Annotated in this window: 16 protein-coding genes and 1 pseudogene; 8 read left to right on the forward strand and 9 right to left on the reverse strand. The window is 69.7% G+C overall.

The window, feature by feature from the left end:
- Window positions 1-13: 13 nt before the first annotated feature.
- Window positions 14-406 carry a cupin domain-containing protein gene (locus ACFWBD_RS24385; protein WP_385670424.1) on the forward strand — a complete coding sequence of 131 codons (393 nt, stop codon included), beginning with the start codon at window positions 14-16 and terminating at the stop codon, window positions 404-406.
- 159 nt (window positions 407-565) lie between these two features.
- Here ACFWBD_RS24385 and ACFWBD_RS24390 read toward each other — a convergent pair whose 3' ends face one another.
- The 3 genes from ACFWBD_RS24390 to ACFWBD_RS24400 all read right to left on the reverse strand — a co-directional run bounded on the left by ACFWBD_RS24390 (window position 566) and on the right by ACFWBD_RS24400 (window position 4,192).
- On the reverse strand, window positions 566-814 hold the full coding sequence (locus tag ACFWBD_RS24390) for a DUF6458 family protein (RefSeq protein ID WP_054242050.1): 249 nt from the start codon (window positions 812-814) through the stop codon (window positions 566-568).
- 93 nt (window positions 815-907) lie between these two features.
- Window positions 908-2,230 (reverse strand): M18 family aminopeptidase, encoded by a 1,323-nt coding sequence (locus tag ACFWBD_RS24395; RefSeq protein ID WP_385670427.1) that lies wholly within the window; start codon window positions 2,228-2,230, stop codon window positions 908-910.
- A gap of 120 nt (window positions 2,231-2,350) precedes the next feature.
- Complete coding sequence (locus tag ACFWBD_RS24400) at window positions 2,351-4,192, reverse strand: acyl-CoA dehydrogenase (protein WP_385670430.1); 1,842 nt, start codon at window positions 4,190-4,192, stop codon at window positions 2,351-2,353.
- 208 nt (window positions 4,193-4,400) lie between these two features.
- Between ACFWBD_RS24400 and ACFWBD_RS24405 the strand changes: the two genes are divergently transcribed.
- The gene (locus ACFWBD_RS24405; protein WP_362524543.1) at window positions 4,401-4,883 is read left to right on the forward strand and encodes an SseB family protein; all 483 of its coding nucleotides are present in this window, start codon (window positions 4,401-4,403) and stop codon (window positions 4,881-4,883) included.
- A 274-nt stretch (window positions 4,884-5,157) separates the two neighbouring features.
- Complete coding sequence (locus ACFWBD_RS24410; RefSeq protein ID WP_385670433.1) at window positions 5,158-6,129, forward strand: pirin family protein; 972 nt, start codon at window positions 5,158-5,160, stop codon at window positions 6,127-6,129.
- Window positions 6,130-6,219: 90 nt separating this feature from the next.
- On the opposite strand, the gene ACFWBD_RS24415 is transcribed toward ACFWBD_RS24410, so the two are convergent.
- On the reverse strand, window positions 6,220-7,125 hold the full coding sequence (locus tag ACFWBD_RS24415; RefSeq protein WP_385670436.1) for a Bro-N domain-containing protein: 906 nt from the start codon (window positions 7,123-7,125) through the stop codon (window positions 6,220-6,222).
- Between the two features lie 171 nt (window positions 7,126-7,296).
- On the opposite strand from ACFWBD_RS24415, the gene ACFWBD_RS24420 reads away from it, so the two are divergent.
- Window positions 7,297-8,349: an AI-2E family transporter gene (locus ACFWBD_RS24420; protein WP_385670439.1), complete on the forward strand. Its 1,053-nt coding sequence runs from the start codon at window positions 7,297-7,299 to the stop codon at window positions 8,347-8,349.
- Window positions 8,350-8,428: 79 nt separating this feature from the next.
- Here the strand turns inward: ACFWBD_RS24420 and ACFWBD_RS24425 are convergent.
- Window positions 8,429-8,911: pseudogene (locus ACFWBD_RS24425) on the reverse strand (phosphatase); the annotation flags it as partial.
- Between the two features lie 145 nt (window positions 8,912-9,056).
- On the opposite strand from ACFWBD_RS24425, the gene aspS reads away from it, so the two are divergent.
- The 4 genes from aspS (at window position 9,057) to ACFWBD_RS24445 (ending at window position 14,088) form a co-directional block, all read left to right on the forward strand.
- Entirely contained in the window at window positions 9,057-10,820 is a 1,764-nt protein-coding gene (gene aspS, locus ACFWBD_RS24430) for an aspartate--tRNA ligase (protein ID WP_385670442.1), read from the forward strand.
- 158 nt (window positions 10,821-10,978) lie between these two features.
- Window positions 10,979-11,956 carry an intradiol ring-cleavage dioxygenase gene (locus tag ACFWBD_RS24435; RefSeq protein ID WP_385670445.1) on the forward strand — a complete coding sequence of 326 codons (978 nt, stop codon included), beginning with the start codon at window positions 10,979-10,981 and terminating at the stop codon, window positions 11,954-11,956.
- A gap of 177 nt (window positions 11,957-12,133) precedes the next feature.
- Window positions 12,134-13,519, forward strand: a complete 1,386-nt coding sequence (locus ACFWBD_RS24440; RefSeq protein ID WP_385670448.1) for an MFS transporter — start codon at window positions 12,134-12,136, stop codon at window positions 13,517-13,519.
- 245 nt (window positions 13,520-13,764) lie between these two features.
- Complete coding sequence (locus ACFWBD_RS24445; RefSeq protein ID WP_385670451.1) at window positions 13,765-14,088, forward strand: hypothetical protein; 324 nt, start codon at window positions 13,765-13,767, stop codon at window positions 14,086-14,088.
- 183 nt (window positions 14,089-14,271) lie between these two features.
- Here ACFWBD_RS24445 and ACFWBD_RS24450 read toward each other — a convergent pair whose 3' ends face one another.
- The 4 genes from ACFWBD_RS24450 to ACFWBD_RS24465 form a co-directional block, all read right to left on the reverse strand.
- Entirely contained in the window at window positions 14,272-15,063 is a 792-nt protein-coding gene (locus tag ACFWBD_RS24450) for an ABC transporter permease (protein WP_385670454.1), read from the reverse strand.
- Entirely contained in the window at window positions 15,060-16,079 is a 1,020-nt protein-coding gene (locus ACFWBD_RS24455) for an ATP-binding cassette domain-containing protein (protein WP_385670457.1), read from the reverse strand. Before ACFWBD_RS24455 ends, ACFWBD_RS24450 begins: the two co-directional genes overlap by 4 nt.
- A 60-nt stretch (window positions 16,080-16,139) precedes the next feature.
- Window positions 16,140-16,988: a DUF4097 domain-containing protein gene (locus ACFWBD_RS24460; RefSeq protein WP_385670460.1), complete on the reverse strand. Its 849-nt coding sequence runs from the start codon at window positions 16,986-16,988 to the stop codon at window positions 16,140-16,142.
- 110 nt (window positions 16,989-17,098) lie between these two features.
- Window positions 17,099-17,614, reverse strand: coding sequence for a toxin-antitoxin system HicB family antitoxin (locus ACFWBD_RS24465; protein ID WP_385670463.1), 516 nt, complete (start codon window positions 17,612-17,614; stop codon window positions 17,099-17,101).
- Window positions 17,615-17,674 lie beyond the last annotated feature (60 nt).

Consider the following 17,674-nt stretch of genomic DNA (forward strand, 5'->3'; position numbering starts at 1 on the left):
GCACCCTGAGCGCATGACCACCGAACCCGTCTCCCTGGCCATCGCTCTCGCCTCGTTCACCCGGCGTTGGAGCCCTCGCATCGTCGCCGCCGTCAACGACTACGACGTGCGCGTCGCGAAGGTCGAGGGCGAGCATGTGTGGCACGTCCACGACCACACCGACGAGTTCTTCCTCGTCCTGGACGGTGAGCTGCACATCGCGCTGCGGGAATCGGGCGGCGAACGTACCGTCGTCCTGCCCAAGGGCTCGGTGTACACCGTCCCGCGCGGTACGGAGCACAAGCCGTTCGCGCCGGTCCCCACGGAGATCCTCGTCTTCGAGCCGGCCGGCACCCTCTCCGTGGGCGACCGCCACGACGACGTGCCGGACCATGTGGACGCCACCACGGGTCACGCGCTGACGTGACTGCCGGTGGCCGGCCGGTGCGACGACGATCCCGCCGGCATGTACCCGGCCCGCCCTGTGCACCGGCCGGACCGGGGCGTTCCGGTCCGCCTCACCGGGGGCGGGGCGGACCGGTCGCCGTCGGTCCTGGCCGGACTGGACGCCTGACCCGGGTCACGGTCAGACGCCGTAGCCGCCGTTGTAGCCGTCGCGCTGGTGTCGTTCCGTCTCGACCACCGTGGTCGAGGTCGGAGGCACCATCACGCGGCGGCGCCGGGCGATGCTGCTGAACGTCGTCACGCCGATCAGACCGACGATCATCAGGATGACGCCCACCAGATCGAGATTGACGCCCTGCATGTCCCAGTCGGTCGCGAACGTGAGGATGGCTCCCACGGCGATGAGGATGATGCATCCGCCGAGGCCCATGATGTCGCCTCCTGTCCGGTGTACCGGCCACTCCGGTTCACCACCGGATCCGGGTACCCCAGGGCCCGACTCCCATGCGCGGCAGCCGACTTGCTACCCCTCCAGGAACGCCACCAGCGCGTTGGCCAGCAGGTACGGGTCGGCGTCGCCGCACAACTCCCGTGCGCTGTGCATCGACAGGATGGCCACACCGATGTCGACCGTGCGGATGCCGTGCCGGGCCGCGGTGATCGGGCCGATGGTCGTGCCGCAGGGCATGGAGTTGTTGGAGACGAAGTTCTGGAACGGCACGCCCGCCTTCTCGCAGGCGGCGGCGAAGATCGCCCGGCCCGAACCGTCCGTCGCGTAGCGGTTGTTGACGTTGACCTTGAGGATCGGGCCGCCGTTGACCCGCGGGTGGTGCGTGGGGTCGTGCCGCTCCGCGTAGTTGGGGTGGACGGCGTGACCGGTGTCGGAGGAGAGGCAGACGGTGCCCGCGAAGGCTCTCGCCCGGTCCTCGTACGACCCTCCGCGCGCGAACACCGAACGCTCCAGCACGCTGCCCAGCAGCGGCCCGTCCGCGCCGGTGTCCGACTGCGAGCCGTTCTCCTCGTGGTCGAAGGCGGCCAGCACCGGGATGTACGGCAGGCCCTCGCCGCCGGTCGCCACGGCAGTCAGCGCCGCCGTACCGGCGTGCACGGACAGCAGGTTGTCCATCCGGGGGCCGGCCACCAGCTCCTCGTCGCGGCCCAGGTACGCGGGCGGCTCCACGGAGTGCGCCATCAGGTCCCAGCCGGTGACCTGACCCGCGGCCAGCCCGGCCTCCTGCTCCAGGAAGGCGATCAGGTCGCCGTCACGCACCTCGCCTCCCAGGCCCCAGACGGGCTGGAGGTGACGCTGCTTGTCGAGCTTGAGGCCGTCGGTGTTGACCGCCCGGTCCAGGTGGATGGCGAGTTGGGGGACCCGCAGCAGCGGACGGCCCACGTCGACCAGGCGGGTCGAACCGTCCCGCAGCGTCAGCCGGCCGGCCAGGCCCAGGTCGCGGTCCAGCCAGGAGTTGAGCAGCGGACCGCCGTAGATCTCCACGGCCACCTGGCGCCAGCCGTGCGCCCCGGTGTCGGGCTGCGGCTTGACGCGCAGGTTCGGGGAGTCGGTGTGCGCGCCGATGATCCGGAACGGCGTGTGCGGCGCGGCGCCCTCGGGCACGTACCAGGCCACGATCGCGCCGCCGCGCAGGACATACCTGCCACCGCTCCCCGTCGCGGAGGCCGCCGAGGTCTCCGCGTCCCAGGCATCCGTCTCCGAGACCTGCCGGAACCCGGCCTTCTCCAGGCGCTCGGCCGCGTTCGCCACGGCGTGGTACGGCGACGGGCTCGCCGTCAGGAACGTCATGAGGTCGTCGGTGTGGCCGCGGTCGAAGCGGGAGGGTGCGCTCATGGGGTTCACCTTAACGACGGACGAGAGCCCGCTCCCGGTGATGGGGAGCGGGCCCTCGTGAGGACAATGTGGAGTGCTGGGCGGTTGTGCGGATGCGTCCTGGAACGCGGCCTCTGAGTGCTAGAAGGCGGCCTCGTCCAGCTCCATCAGGTCGAGCTCGACACCCGCGGCGATCTTGCGGGCCAGGGTGACGCCCGGCAGGACGTCGGCCGCGAAGAACTTCGCCGCCGCGATCTTGCCGGTGTAGAACGCCACGTCCTTCGCGGAGAGGGCCTTGGTGGCGGCCGCCTCCAGCTTCTCGGCGGCGATCGCGGCGCCCTTGAGGAGCAGGTAGCCGACGATGACGTCACCGGAGGCGAGCAGCAGGCGGGTGGTGTTCAGGCCCACCTTGTAGATGTTCTTGACGTCCTGCTCGGTGGCCGCGAGGTCGGTCAGCATCAGGCCGACGATGGCCTCCAGCTCGACGGCCGCCTTGGCCAGGTGCTCGCGGGCGCCGGCCAGCTGCTCGCCGCCGGTGCCCAGCGCCAGGAACTTCTTGATGTCCTCGGCGAGGGAGTTCAGCGCGGCGCCCTGGTTGCGGACGATCTTCCGGAAGAAGAAGTCCTGGCCCTGGATCGCCGTGGTGCCCTCGTACAGGGTGTCGATCTTGGCGTCACGGATGTACTGCTCGATCGGGTACTCCTGGAGGAACCCGGAGCCGCCGAAGGTCTGGAGCGACTGGGCGAGCTGCTCGTAGCCCTTCTCGGAGCCGTAGCCCTTGACGATCGGCAGGAGCAGGTCGTTGAGCGCGTGCTCCGTCTTCGAGTCCTCGCCGTTCGCCTCCTTCACGGCGATCGCGTCCTGGACGGAGGCCGTGTAGAGGACGAGGGCGCGCATGCCCTCCGCGTACGCCTTCTGCGTGATCAGCGAGCGGCGCACGTCGGGGTGGTGGGTGATGGTGACCTTGGGCGCGGCCTTGTCCATGAAGTTCGCCAGGTCGGGACCCTGGACGCGCTCCTTGGCGTACTCCAGGGCGTTGAGGTAGCCGGTGGAGAGCGTGGAGATCGCCTTCGTGCCGACCATCATCCGGGCGAACTCGATGATGCGGAACATCTGGCGGATGCCGTCGTGCTTGTCGCCGATGAGCCAGCCCTTGGCGGGGTGCCGGTCGCCGAACGTCATCTCGCAGGTGTTGGAGGCCTTCAGGCCCATCTTGTGCTCGACGTTGGTGGCGTAGACGCCGTTGCGCTCGCCCAGCTCACCGGTCTCGAAGTCGAAGAGCGTCTTCGGGACCATGAAGAGGGACAGGCCCTTGGTGCCGGGTCCGGCGCCCTCGGGACGGGCCAGCACGTAGTGGAGGATGTTCTCCGACATGTCGTGCTCACCGGACGTGATGAAGCGCTTCACGCCCTCGATGTGCCAGGAGCCGTCCTCCTGCTGGACCGCCTTGGTGCGGCCGGCGCCCACGTCCGAGCCGGCGTCCGGCTCGGTGAGGACCATCGTGGAGCCCCACTGCCGGTCGACGGCGATCTGCGCGATCTTCTTCTGGACGTCGTTGCCCTCGTCGAAGAGGATGCCGGCGAAGGCCGGGCCGGAGGAGTACATCCACACGGCCGGGTTCGCGCCGAGGATCAGCTCCGCGTACGCCCAGATCAGGGACGGCGGGGCGGTGGTGCCGCCGATCTCCTCGGGCAGGCCGAGACGCCAGTACTCGGAGTCCATGAAGGCCTGGTAGCTCTTCTTGAAGGACGCGGGTACCGGCGCGGTGTTGGTCTCGGGGTCGAAGACCGGCGGGTTGCGGTCGGCGTCCGTGAAGGACTCCGCCAGCTCGTTCTCCGCGAGGCGGGTCAGCTCCTCGAGGATGCTTTTCGCGGTCTCGGTGTCCATCTCCCCGAACGGGCCGGTGCCGTACAGCTTGTCGCGCCCGAGCACCTCGAAGAGGTTGAACTCGATGTCGCGGAGATTCGACTTGTAGTGCCCCATGGCGACGGCTCCGTAAAAGAGAGATCGGCGAGGGACTTGGATCCTCGCGCTAGTTCACGTACCAACAAGTAGCTACCGATGATGCTACCCGTCGGTAATAAGTCGCAACCCCGAACCGGCCATCTGTGACGCGTGACGCGTCCCGTACGCCCCGGAAGCGGCCCCCGTACCGCCCCGTCCGCCGGGCGCGCTCGGTACGCTTGCGCCCATGTACGGATACGGCCAGCCCATGGACGGCGGTGCTGCGCAGCAGCAGTACGCCCCGCCGCAGCAGCAGATGCCCGGCGGCCACGGCGGGTACGGTCAGCAGCCGCCGCTCTACCCGGAGCCGTCCCCGCCGTCCCTCGCGGACGCGGTGCGGGCCTTCACCACCGGGCAGCTGGCCGCGGAGGACTTCCAGCAGGTCTTCGCGACCTCCAAGGTCTACTGCCCGCGCGGGGACAACCCCGGTTTCCTCGCCCTGCACAACACCCAGCAGCCGGTGATCCCGATGTTCACCTCGCTCAAGGAGCTGCGCCGGTACGCGGGCAAGGAGTCCAAGTACTTCGTGATCACCGGCTCCGAGATGGTCGACCTGCTGCCCACCGGGTACGGCTTCGTCCTCGACATGGAGGGTGAGCACCGGATGGTGTTCGACGCGAAGGCGGTCGAGCAGATGGTCGAGTTCGCGATGCGGCGGATGTACGGCTGAGGGCTTCCCCCCTGCCCCTGGCCTGCCCCTCCCCTTCCCCCTTCCTCTCCTCCTTCCTCTCCTCCTTCCTCTCCTCCTTCTGATCCCCGGCCGGCCCTCGGGCGTCCGGGGATCACCCTTTCCCTTCACAGCGATGCCATAGGGTTCCCCCGCGCCGCCGCCCCTGCGTGGTCGCCTCTCCACGGGAATGTCCTCAGGGCTTCCATCGTTACGGGTAGCAGAAAGTTCAATGCTCAACTAAACTGGGACGCACGTCGCCCAAGGAGGTACGGACATGCCCGCAGTGACCGTCGAGAACCCGCTTACCCTGCCGCGCGTCACCGCATCGGCCGACGCGGTCGCACGTCCCGTGCTCACCGTCACGACCGCGCCCGGCGGTTTCGAGGGTGAGGGCTTCCCGGTACGCCGTGCGTTCGCCGGGATCAACTACCGCCACCTCGACCCGTTCATCATGATGGACCAGATGGGCGAGGTGGAATACGCGCCGGGCGAGCCGAAGGGCACCCCCTGGCACCCGCACCGCGGCTTCGAGACCGTCACCTACATCATCGACGGGATCTTCGACCACCAGGACAGCCAGGGCGGTGGCGGCACCATCACCAACGGCGACACCCAGTGGATGACGGCAGGCTCGGGCCTCCTCCACATCGAGGCGCCGCCGGAGTCGCTCGTCATGTCCGGCGGTCTCTTCCACGGCCTCCAGCTGTGGGTGAACCTGCCGGCCAAGGACAAGATGATGGCGCCGAGGTACCAGGACATCCGCGGCGGCCACGTACAGCTCCTGACCAGCCCGGACGGCGGCGCGCTGCTGCGTGTCATCGCGGGCGAGCTGGACGGCCACTCCGGGCCCGGCATCACCCACACCCCCATCACGATGGTCCACGCGACCCTCGCGCCGGGCGCGGAACTCACTCTTCCGTGGCGTGAGGACTTCAACGGTCTCGCGTACGTCATGGCGGGCCGCGGTTCGGTCGGCGCCGAGCGCCGGCCGATCCACCTGGGTCAGACGGCGGTCTTCGGCGCGGGCTCCTCGCTGACGGTCCGCGCGGACGAGAGGCAGGACTCCCACACGCCTGACCTGGAGGTCGTGCTGTTGGGCGGGCAGCCGATCCGTGAGCCGATGGCCCACTACGGCCCGTTCGTGATGAACACCAAGGACGAGCTCCAGCAGGCCTTCGAGGACTTCCAGAAGGGCCGGCTGGGCACGGTTCCGGCGGTGCACGGGATGACGGCGGAGGGCATCTAGCCCTCCGGTCGGCCGAAGACCGCTACGGTGTGACAAGGCCCGAAGCCGCAACCTCGTTTTGCGACTTCGGGCCTGTCTCATGTCACCTCGCTACGGCAGTACGTAGAGCGGCGCTCCGTCCGGGGCGCATCCGGTCTGCCGTACACACCCGCGCTTGAGCAGCATCCGCAGGCAGTCGTGGACACGGTCGTGCGGCAGCCCCGTACGAGTCGCGATCTCCTCCACGCGGTAGCGGGCCTCGCCACGTACCAGTGCCGGGGCGAGGAGGGCGGCGACCGCGTGCACGTCATCCGTGACGACGAGGTTCTTCGTCTTCCAGACGGCGAGCAGCTGCTGGGGCGTCAACCCCGCCTCGAACACGAGCCGGGAGCGCTCGGTGGGGCGGTTGAGGGCCGCCGCGATGTCCTGAAGGCTGTGGTTGATCTGCCGCAGCAGGTCGTTCCGCTCGCCGGCGAAGGCGGCCAGGCTCTCGTCCATCTGCATGTTGCGCTCTTCGAGGCGCACGAGGGCGTCGACGACCTGCTCGGGCATGACGTACGCGGTGCCGCCGGCCGGGATGGGTTGTACGGGGGCCGGTTCCAGGGAGTAGGAGCCGTCGCGCTGGATGGTGGCGATGACTCCGGCGACCCAGGTTTTGAAGGGCTGCGACTCCGGCTTGGTGCAGGCGTTGACCAAAAGGATCAAGCCCTGAAGGTTGACGAGATTCATGTCTCGGCGCCACTTCCGACCTGCGGGAATGCTGAGAGTGTGCTTCTGAAGCACACTCTCGACACTGTCGAAATTGGCTGCGTCCGCAATGTTGCGCAGAGTGGAACCGACGTGTGCGTAGCCCAGGTTCCTGCACACGTCGACTGCCGGGAACCAGTGCGTCCCGTCCGGAGTGGTGAGCCTGCGCACCCGTGCGCCGGTCGACGCGTAGACGAAGTCACTGATGTCGATCGCGTCCTGCTGTGCCGCCGACTCGTTCGGCGGCGGTGTGTTGTTCTGCTCGTACATCGAGCATCACCTCCGCCTCGAAAAATAGGCATATGCCACAGCAACGGGCCGCGCTGGCAAGGATGTTCACCCTTTAGGAGTGGACGTTCGATTCTGAGTCCGGGTCATGTCCCCTCACCCGGGCGGCCGTCCGGTCAGGACAACCCGGCGCTTCCGTGATCCGCTGAAGGCGTGCACCTGCTCCCCCTTCCCGCCCGCCGCTTCGCGGCCTGGTGCGCTCTCGTGCTGCTCGCGTCAGGCGTCGGATACGTCGGGATCAGGCTCTGCTCGGAGCTGCGTACGGCCGTCACGCCGGTGTTGCTCGCGCTGCTCGGGACCGCGCTGCTCAGGCCGCTGTACCGGAGGCTGGTGGAGGTGGGGGTGCCCCGGTCGGTGTCGGCGGGGCTGACGTGTGTCGCCGTCGTCGCCGTGGTCGGCGGGGCGGTGTACATCGTCGTCGCCGCGCTGATCGACAGCGGGGATCAGATCGTCGCCGCGCTCAGATCGGCGGCGCGGGGTGTCGCCGAGCACTTCGGGGCCGCCGGGACCTCGCTCGACGACCTCGCGTCCAACGCGAAGGAGTTGCTCACCAAGTTCGGGGGGACGGCCGCCTCCAACGTCATCAGCGGGGTGAGCGTCGTCGGCGAGAGCATCGCCATGGCCGTGCTCGCGCTGCTGCTCGTCTTCTTCTTTCTGCGGGACTCGCACCGGGCGATCGGCGCGCTGCGCGCCGCCGCTCCGCGCGGTACCGGCGACACCCTGGAGGCCATGGCCCGGCGGGCCTTCCGGGCGGTGGAGGGGTTCATGCGCGGGACGACCTTCATCGCCTTCATCGATGCCGTGTGCATCACCGTCGGGCTGCTCGTTCTCGATGTGCCGGGAGCGGTCGGACTGGGTGCCCTCGTCTTCGTCGGGGCGTACATCCCCTATCTCGGGGCGTTCCTCTCCGGGGCCGTCGCCGTGCTGGTGGCGCTCGCCGACCGGGGCTTCGTCATCGCGCTGTGGGCGCTCGGGGTGGTGCTGGCGGTGCAGGTGCTGGAGGGGCATGTGCTTCAGCCGATGATCCAGAGCCGGACCGTGCAGATGCATCCGGCGGTGGTGATGGTGGCCATCACGGCCGGGGCGTCCGTGGCCGGGATCCTGGGCATGCTGCTCGCCGTCCCCGTGACGGCCGCCGCCTTCGGGGTGCTGCATGAACTGCGGGGGCGTTACGGGGCGGCCGCCGAGGGCTCGCCGAACTCGTAGGGCTCGTGGAGCTCGAACCAGATGCTCTTGCCCCCCGCGGCGCCACCCCCCAGGTGTCCGCGAGCAGTTCGATGAGGACCAGGCCGCGCCCCGAGGAGGCCAGTTCACCGGGGCGGCGCTTGTGGGGGAGGTCGTCGCCGGCGTCGGTGACCTCGATGCGGAGCCGGCGTTCGCCGGGGGTGCCGTTGACCTCGGCGACGAGCAGCGCGTCCGTGTGGGTGTGGACGACCTTCTTCACCGGGTCGAAGGACGGCTTGGAGCGGCTGCGCACCACCCGGACGACCCGACCCCGGTTGTCCATGATCCGGATACGTACCTCGGCGAGGGTGCCCTCGGTGACGGCGAGCTGGACCACCCCGGTGATCTCGTTCCAGTCGACGGGGTGGAGGCGGGCCCGGGTCTGGGCCTCGGTGAGGACCGTCTCCCCCCGGGCCAGCCCGAGCAGCCAGGCTGCCTCGGCGTCGACCGTGACCAGCCCGGTGGCGGTGTCCCAGTGCCACAGGCCGGTCGCGAGGGAATCCAGGACCTCCCCCACGGCGGGCAACGGCTCACCAGTGCGCATTGCCCCACTTCAGGAAGATGCGATCGAGAAGTGCCACTGATCGCCGCACCGGTATAGAGGGGAGGTGATCAGTGACCGCCCGGTACCCTGGGGGTTGTTTCACGTGAAACACGCCCCTCGATCCGCGAAGACTGGATGAACGACGATGCATCGGTACAGGTCCCACACCTGCGGCGAGCTCCGCGCCTCTGACGTCGGCACCGACGTCCGGCTGAGCGGCTGGCTGCACAATCGGCGCGACCTGGGCGGCATCCTCTTCATCGATCTGCGTGACCACTACGGCATCACGCAGCTCGTCGCCCGTCCGGGCACGCCCGCGTACGAGGCCCTCGACAAGCTGACCAAGGAGTCGACGGTCCGCATCGACGGCCGGGTCGTCTCGCGCGGCGCGGAGAACGTCAACACGGAGCTGTCGACCGGCGAGATCGAGGTCGAGGTCGGCGAGGTCGAGCTGCTCGGCGCGGCCCAGCCGCTCCCCTTCACGATCAACGCCGAGGACGGGGTCAACGAGGAGCGGCGCCTGGAGTACCGCTTCCTGGACCTGCGCCGTGAGCGCATGCACCGCAACATCATGCTGCGCACGTCGGTCATCTCGGCGATGCGGCACAAGATGACGGCGCTGGGCTTCAACGAGATGGCGACGCCGATCCTGTCCGCGACCTCCCCCGAGGGCGCCCGCGACTTCGTCGTCCCCTCCCGTCTGCACGCGGGCCGGTTCTACGCCCTGCCGCAGGCCCCGCAGCAGTTCAAGCAGCTGCTGATGATCTCGGGCTTCGACCGCTACTTCCAGATCGCGCCCTGCTTCCGTGACGAGGACGCGCGCGCGGACCGTTCGCCGGGCGAGTTCTACCAGCTCGACGTCGAGATGAGCTTCGTCGAGCAGGAGGACGTCTTCCAGCCGATCGAGAAGCTCATGACGGAGCTGTTCGAGGAGTTCGGCGGCGGCCGTCATGTCACCTCCCCCTTCCCGCGCATCCCGTTCCGCGAGTCGATGCTGAAGTACGGCTCCGACAAGCCGGACCTGCGGGCTCAGCTGGAACTCACCGACATCACCGACATCTTCGAGGGCTCGGAGTTCAAGGCCTTCGCGGGCAAGCACGTCCGCGCGCTGCCGGTGCCGGACGTCTCCGCGCAGCCCCGTAAGTTCTTCGACCAGCTCGGCGACTTCGCTGTGACGCTGGGCGCGAAGGGCCTGGCCTGGGTCCGCGTGACCGAAGACGGCTCGCTGACCGGCCCGATCGCCAAGTTCCTGACCGAGGAGAACGTCGCCGAGCTGACCAAGCGCCTGTCGCTGGCCGCCGGCCACGCGGTGTTCTTCGGCGCGGGCGAGTTCGACGAGGTCTCGAAGATCATGGGCGCGGTGCGGGTCGAGGCCGCCAAGCGTGCCGGGCACTTCGAGGAGAACGTCTTCCGCTTCTGCTGGATCGTCGACTTCCCGATGTACGAGAAGGACGAGGAGACCGGCAAGATCGACTTCTCGCACAACCCGTTCTCGATGCCGCAGGGCGGCCTGGAGGCCCTGGAGACCCAGGACCCGCTGGACATCCTGGGCTGGCAGTACGACATCGTCTGCAACGGCGTCGAGCTGTCCTCCGGCGCGATCCGGAACCATGAGCCGGAGATCATGCTCAAGGCGTTCGAGATCGCGGGCTACGACCGGGAGACGGTCGAGGACAAGTTCGCCGGCATGCTGCGCGCGTTCCGCTTCGGCGCCCCGCCGCACGGCGGCATCGCCCCGGGTGTCGACCGCATCGTGATGCTGCTGGCCGATGAGCCGAACATCCGCGAGACCATCTCCTTCCCCCTCAACGGCAACGCCCAGGACCTGATGATGGGCGCGCCGACGGAGCTGGAGGAGGCCCGGCTGAGGGAGCTGCACCTGTCGGTGCGCAAGCCGCAGCCGAAGTAGCGGCGAGCGGCAGGCGCCGACGGGAGTCGGCGGAAGCAGGCGGTACGAACGAAAGTGGCCCGGAACCGACGTCGGTTCCGGGCCACTTTCGTTTTCCCCGGCAACTGACAGCTCTTCCCTATGCTGCTGACAGGTTTCGTCCCTAGCGTCCCGGCCTCATGACGGGATCTCAGAAACCACACAGCGAACAGGACTTATCACGTCGGAAGGTCGTGGCCGTGGCCGCGGGCGGCGTCGCGGCGGCGGGCCTGGGCGGCACCGCCTTCGCGGCGAGCGCCGCCGACGGGCGCGGCAGACCGGCTCGGACCGGCACCGGCACCGACGGGGAGGTCTGCTACCGCCTGACCGCGGAGACGGTCGAGGGCCCCTACTACATCGACGCCGACAAGATCCGCCGGGACGTCACGGAGGACCGGGAGGGCATCCCGCTCCTCCTCGGTCTGAAGGTGATCGACTCGGAGACGTGCAGGCCGATCCGGAACGCGGCCGTCGACATCTGGCACTGCGATGCGGCGGGGGTGTACTCGGGCTACGAGAACCAGGGCAACGGGGGTGGCGGCGGGCCCGCCCCGACCGGCGAGCCCCCGACCGGCGAACCCCCCACGGGTGCGCCCACCGGGGCGCCCCCGGGTGGCGGCCACCAGGAGCCCACGGACGACAGCCGCTACCTGCGCGGCACCTGGCGGACGGACCGGCACGGTCAGGTGACTTTCCGGACGGTCTTCCCGGGCTGGTACCGGGGCCGGTGTGTCCATATCCACGTCAAGGTGCATGTGGACGGCGAGTGGACGGACGCCGGTTACGAGGGCGGGCACACCTGCCACACCGGCCAGTTCTTCTTCGACGAGGAGTCCGTGCTCGCCTCGGCGGTGGTGGAGCCCTATGCGAGCAACGCCGCGGAGCGCACGACCCTCACCGAGGACACGATCTACGACCAGAGCGGCACCCAGGGCGGTCTGCTGAAGCTGCGCTACGACAAGCGGGACATCGCGAGGGGCGTCCACGGGTCGATCACGGTCGGGGTGGACCCGGAGGCGACGGAGGACGGCCAGGGCTCACCGCCGCAGCCGAGCGCGTCGGCTTCGGCCTCTGATTCCGCCGCTGCGCCGGCTTCACCTTCGGTCTCCGACAGCTGACGGTTTTGTCCGAGCCACGCCCCCCGACCTGCGCGTCGGGGGGCGTGGCTCTCTTCATGGGTCGTTCACACACGTGGTCGTCTGAACAACCCATTGACCCGGAGGGGTTGCCTCCATATCGTTCCCACATACATAACACCAGTTCAGGTATGTGAACGGCACGATGGGGAGACAACGATGTCAGAACCCGAGAGCGGGGCAGAGGAAGCGGCGGGGGCCGGCAACGGGGCCGAGAGCCGCGCGGTGGGCAAGTTCCTCCGCCGGATGATGCCGATCCTCGTCCTGATGCTCCTGGTCAACAATCTCGACCGGACGAACGTGGGCTTCGTCCAGGACGAGCTCCAGGCCGACGTCGGTATCAGCGCCACCGCCTACGGCCTCGGGGCAGGCCTGTTCTTCATCGGGTACGCCCTGTTCGAGGTGCCCAGCAACATGCTCCTGGAGCGCTTCGGCGCCCGGGTCTGGCTGACCCGCATCATGATCACCTGGGGTCTGGTGATCGTGGCGATGTGCTTCATCCACGACGTGACGACCTTCTACTCGCTGCGCTTCCTGCTCGGCGTCGCGGAGGCGGGCTTCTTCCCCGGCGCGATGCTCTACATCACCCAGTGGCTGCCCGACGCGAGCCGGGGCCGGGCGACGGCGATCTTCCTCGGCGGTTCGGCGGCCGCGGGCATCGTGACCGGCCCGGTCACCGGGGCGCTGCTCGAGCTGCACGGCGCGGGCGGGGTCGCCGGCTGGCGGTTGATGTTCGGCCTGGAGGGCGTGTTCTCGGTCGTGGTCGGGATCGTCGCCGGGTTCTTCCTCGTCTCCCGGATCGAGGACGCGCGCTGGCTCACGCGGGAGGAGAAGGACGCGCTCGGCGCGGCGGTGGCCGAGGACCGGGAGGCCCGCAGCCGCGCTCCGCACACGTCACGGTTCAAGCTGCTCTTCCACCCGCAGGTCGCGCTGCTGACCGGCGCGTTCTTCGCGATGACGCTCACCGGATACGCGATCACCTTCTGGCTGCCGAGCCTGATCGAGGACATCGGCGGACTGTCGTCCTTCCAGGTCGGGCTGCTGTCCGCGATCCCCGCGGTCTGCTCCATGATCGCCATGTACTCGATGAGCCACTTCACCGACCGTGCCCCGGACCGCCGTCCGTATCTGGCCATCACCCTGGTGCTGTCGGCGACGGGCACCTATCTGGCCACTCTGGGCTCCCCGTGGTTCGGCCTCGCGGCGATCACGCTGGCCGGGGTCGGCTCGAAGTGCGCGGCCACGCTGTTCTGGCCGATGGCGCAGTCGGGGCTCGACCTGAGGATCGCGGCACCGGGCCTGGCGCTCGTCAACTCCCTCGGAAACCTGGGGGGCTTCTTCTCCCCCACGCTCTTCGGCTACCTCAAGGACACGACCGGCAGTACGAACGGCGGCCTGTACACACTGTCGGCGGCATCGCTGCTGGCGGTGGTCGCGGCCAGGTTCATCCGCGGCGCCCGCGCGGCCTCCGATCCGCTGCTGGAGGCCTCACCGGAGGCGCACAGGAACCCCGAGGGGGCAGCACAGCGGCGCGTCGTCTCATAGCGGTACGCCGGCACGGGCCGACGGGGCAAGGGAGGAAGCCAGCCATGGGATCCACGGGATTCATGATCACGCTGTCGGTGCTGCTGATCGTCGGCGCGGTGGCGGGGGTGGTGGCCCAGCGTCGCGCGGCTCGCACCCGACGCCCGGCCGGTCGTCCCGGTCGGTCCGGTCGGCCTCGTCGTCCCGGTCGGTTCGGTCGGTCCGGCCCACCGGGCCCCTCCGGGTTGTCCGACCTGGATGCGGAGGTGGAGGCGAATCACTGGCTGATCCGGCTGGGCGGCGGACTCGTCCCGCCGGACGCGCGCTCCTGGGCGGGTGCGGACGAGACGGCGGGCCGGGCGCTGACCAGCGCGGCGGAGTGTCATCGCGCGGCGCGGGACCGGCTGACCGGGGCCCGCACGGCGGGGGAGTACGAGGAGGTCACGCGGATGGCGAAGGAGGGGCTGGCGCATCTGCGGACGGCCCGTACGGCACTCGGGCAACCGGCCTCGGCCGACGGCGTGCCCGCTCTCCCCCGTGCCGCCCGCGTCCCGGCAGTCGGCGGGGCCTGCACGGTCACGTCTCGCTAGGGGGCCCGCGCTGCGTCTGTCTCGCCGCGCTCCCTCGCCGCGCCCTCCTCGCCGTCCTCTCGGTGCCGCCGCGTGAACGGCCGCGAGGCGGCGTACGCCGACGAGGTGTCGGAGTGCGCCGCCCCGGAGCGGGACGAGCCACGTGCCATGGCCGGCAAGGCTGCCGACCGGTCCTTCTCCCCGCTACTTCGGGTCCCGGTCGAACAGCGACTTGGACCAGAAGTAGCCGAGTACGGCGAGACCCAGGCACCAGGCGACGGCGAGCCATCCGTTGTGGCCGATCTCGCTGCCGAGCAGCAGCCCGCGCAGGGTCTCGATGGCCGGGGTGAACGGCTGGTACTCGGCGATCGGCTGGAACCAGCCCGGCATGGCGTCGACCGGGACGAACGCGCTGGAGATCAGCGGCAGGAAGATCAGCGGCATGGCGTTGTTGCTGGCCGCCTCGGGGTTCGGGCTGGACAGCCCCATCCCGACCGCGATCCAGGTGAGCGCCAGCGCGAACAGCGTGAGCAGCCCGAACGCGGCGAGCCACTCGAGGACCGTGGCATCGGTGGACCGGAAGCCGATGGCCACGGCGACGACACCGACGAGGGCCACGCTCATCACGCACTGGATCACGCCGCCGACGACGTGTCCGAAGAGCACGGAACCGCGGTGGATCGCCATCGTCCGGAAGCGGGCGATGATGCCCTCGGTCATGTCCATGGAGACGGAGACCGCGGTGCCGATCGTGGTGGAGCCGATGGTCATCAGCAGCAGGCCCGGGACGAGATACGCGATGTACTCGGAGCGGTCCGCGCCGCCGCCCCCGATGCCGGCGCTCATCGCGCCGCCGAAGACGTAGACGAAGAGCAGCAGCAGCATGACCGGCGTGAGCAGCAGGTTCAGCGTCATCGACGGGTAGCGCCGCGCGTGCAGCAGATTCCGGCGGAGCATCGTGGAGGAGTCGCGTACGGCGAGGGAGAGGGCGCTCATCGGACGTTCTCCTTGGGCTGGGTGGGCTGGGTGGGCTGGGTGGGGAGGGTGGTGGAGCCGGTCAGGGCGAAGAAGACGTCGTCGAGGTCGGGGGTGTGCACGGTGAGTTCGTCGGCCTCGATGTCGGCGGTGTCCAGCCGGTCGAGGATGGTGCGCAGTTCGCGCTGGCTGCCGTCGCTGGGGATCTGCAGGGTGAGTGCCTCGTCGTCCCGGGCGACCTCGTGCAGTGCGGAGGCGGCGGAGCGGTAGGCGGCGGGGTCACTGAAGCGGAGGCGGACGTGGCCGCCGGGGACGAGCCGTTTCAGTTCCTCGGCGCTGCCCTCGGCGGCGATCTTTCCGTCGTTGAGTACGGCGATGCGGTCGGCGAGTTCGTCGGCCTCGTCCAGGTACTGGGTGGTGAGGAAGACGGTGACGCCGTCGGCGACCAGCTCGCGGATGATCTGCCACATGTTGTGGCGCGAGCGCGGGTCGAGGCCGGTGGTCGGCTCGTCGAGGAAGATGATCCGCGGGCTGCCGACGAGCGTCATGGCGATGTCGAGGCGGCGCTTCATGCCGCCGGAGTAGGTGGCGGCGGGCTTCTTCGCGGCCTCGACCAGGTCGAAGCGCTCCAGCAGTTCGGCGGCCACCCGGCGCCCCTCCGCCTTGGACAGGTGGTGCAGGTCCGCCATGAGGAGCATGTTCTCCTCGCCGGTGATCAGGCCGTCCACGGCGGAGAACTGTCCGGTCACACCGATCGCGGCACGTACCCCGTCCGGTGCGGTGGCGAGGTCGTGGCCCGCGACCTGGGCCTGCCCGCCGTCGGCGGTGATGAGCGTGGAGAGGATCTTCACGGCGGTGGTCTTGCCGGCTCCGTTCGGCCCGAGCAGCGCGAACACGGAACCGGCCGGGATGCGCAGATCGATGCCGTCGAGCACGGTCTTGTCGCCGTACGACTTGCGCAGACCGATGGTGGAGACGGCGATCGGCGACGGGTGAACGTCGCCCTGGCTGGGCGTGGGCATGACAGATGAAGGCATGGGGCCCTCCGATCGAAGGCAGAAGTGGGTGAGGGACGGGGCCGGTCGAGGAGGTGGTGCTCAGGCCTTGGCGCGGCGGACGTGGATGTTGCCGTAACGGGTACGGGCGCGGATCTTGACGGTGTCCTCGGTCTCCTCCGGGGAACCGGACGCGGTGAGCGTGTTGCGCACCTGGCCGGAGTCGGAGCTGACGTCGAGCCAGGCGGCCGTGCCCTCGCGGATGCCGACGTCGATGGCGCCGTACGAGGTCTCCAACTGGACGGTGCCGCGAACCACTTCACCCACCCGCAGGGTGCCATGGGCGGTGGTGGCGGTGACCGAGTCCTCGGCGCGAGTGATGTCGATGTCGCCGTTGGCGCCGCTCACCCGCAGTTCACCGGTCACGGCGCCGACGGTCGTGCTGCCGTGCGAGTTCTTCAGGACGGCGGGGCCGTCGACGAAGCCGACGCGCATGCTGCCGGAGCTGGCGGTGATCTCGGCAGGGCCCTCGACGCGGTCCACGGTGATCGTGCCGTGCGACGCGGTCAGCTCCAATGGGCCCGTGGTGTCGAGGCGGACGTCGCCGGCCGAGTTCTTCACGTGGACCTCGCCGAGCCGGCCCTCGCCGATCACCTGGGTCCAGGCGCCGGTCGTGTCGACACGCGAGCCCGTGGGGAGGTCGACCGTCACGTCGACGGTGCCGGTGCGGCCGAGGCCGAACAGTGTGGGCTTGGGCGTCCTGATGGTCAGTACACCGCTCGCGTAGGTGACCTCGGTCTGGGCGGCCGCCCGCGTGTCCAGATCCTTCTCCGGGTCGCGGGGCCGCACCTCGACGACGGTGTCGGGGCGGTCGCCCGCGGTGAACTGGAGGGAACCGGCGTCCACTCGCGCGGTGACCGAGATCGGTTCGGGAGTGTCGAAAGAAGGCATGGCTGTCCCGTCCTCTTGGCTCTTCAGGGCGTCCCCGCTGGTGGGACGTGGTGTGGGTGAAGCGGTGCGGTTGGAGTGGTGTGGGTGAAGTGGGGCCGGCGGGAGCGCGGTCAGCGCACCCAGCCCGTGAAGCTCTGTCCGAGGGCCTGGGTCTTCTCCGCCGTACGCGGAGGCCGGGTGCCGCCGTCGACCGCGGCCGACACGGCGCGTACCAGCCACGCGTTGACCGACAGGCCCTCGCGGGTCGCGGCCTCCTCGGCGCGGGCCTTGAGGTGGGCCGGCAGGCGCAGGTTGACGCGGGCGGTGCCGCCCTCGTCGCCCTCGGCCGGGGCCTTGAGCGGTTCGACGGGCGCGTCCGGCTCCGCGAGGGCGCGACCGTCGCTGGGCGGGAGGGTCACCACGAAGTGGGGGTCGAGCCCGCGCAGCCGTACGTCGACGGAGCCGGGGGCGAGTTCGCGGGTGATCTCGTCCGTCGCGGCGGAGAGCACATGGAGCATGGTCAGCCGGGTCGCCGACTCCAGGGGCGCGGTGAGCCTCTCCGCAAGCTGGCGGGCTTCGTCACCGCCGGCTTCGGCGGCCACCGCGAGTTCGCGGCGGAGGGTGTCGACATACGGGGTGAGGTCCATGACGCCATCATGGCACCACTGTGGCGCCATCTGCAAGCCGTGAGGTGACATCTCTGGGTT

Source organism: Streptomyces sp. NPDC060002, from assembly GCF_042737245.1.
Classification (GTDB): Bacteria; Actinomycetota; Actinomycetes; order Streptomycetales; family Streptomycetaceae; genus Streptomyces.

Bases quoted from the DNA above. Each gene is read 5' to 3' on its own strand.
- ACFWBD_RS24440 (WP_385670448.1), top strand. From the start codon at position 12,134: ATGTCAGAACCCGAGAGCGGGGCAGAGGAAGCGGCGGGGGCCGGCAAC.
- ACFWBD_RS24435 (WP_385670445.1), top strand. From the start codon at position 10,979: ATGACGGGATCTCAGAAACCACACAGCGAACAGGACTTATCACGTCGG.
- aspS (WP_385670442.1), top strand. From the start codon at position 9,057: ATGCATCGGTACAGGTCCCACACCTGCGGCGAGCTCCGCGCCTCTGAC.
- ACFWBD_RS24395 (WP_385670427.1), bottom strand. From the start codon at position 2,230: ATGAGCGCACCCTCCCGCTTCGACCGCGGCCACACCGACGACCTCATG.
- ACFWBD_RS24385 (WP_385670424.1), top strand. From the start codon at position 14: ATGACCACCGAACCCGTCTCCCTGGCCATCGCTCTCGCCTCGTTCACC.
- ACFWBD_RS24390 (WP_054242050.1), bottom strand. From the start codon at position 814: ATGGGCCTCGGCGGATGCATCATCCTCATCGCCGTGGGAGCCATCCTC.
- ACFWBD_RS24455 (WP_385670457.1), bottom strand. From the start codon at position 16,079: ATGCCTTCATCTGTCATGCCCACGCCCAGCCAGGGCGACGTTCACCCG.
- ACFWBD_RS24450 (WP_385670454.1), bottom strand. From the start codon at position 15,063: ATGAGCGCCCTCTCCCTCGCCGTACGCGACTCCTCCACGATGCTCCGC.
- ACFWBD_RS24410 (WP_385670433.1), top strand. From the start codon at position 5,158: ATGCCCGCAGTGACCGTCGAGAACCCGCTTACCCTGCCGCGCGTCACC.
- ACFWBD_RS24465 (WP_385670463.1), bottom strand. From the start codon at position 17,614: ATGGACCTCACCCCGTATGTCGACACCCTCCGCCGCGAACTCGCGGTG.
- ACFWBD_RS24405 (WP_362524543.1), top strand. From the start codon at position 4,401: ATGTACGGATACGGCCAGCCCATGGACGGCGGTGCTGCGCAGCAGCAG.
- ACFWBD_RS24460 (WP_385670460.1), bottom strand. From the start codon at position 16,988: ATGCCTTCTTTCGACACTCCCGAACCGATCTCGGTCACCGCGCGAGTG.
- ACFWBD_RS24415 (WP_385670436.1), bottom strand. From the start codon at position 7,125: ATGTACGAGCAGAACAACACACCGCCGCCGAACGAGTCGGCGGCACAG.
- ACFWBD_RS24400 (WP_385670430.1), bottom strand. From the start codon at position 4,192: ATGGGGCACTACAAGTCGAATCTCCGCGACATCGAGTTCAACCTCTTC.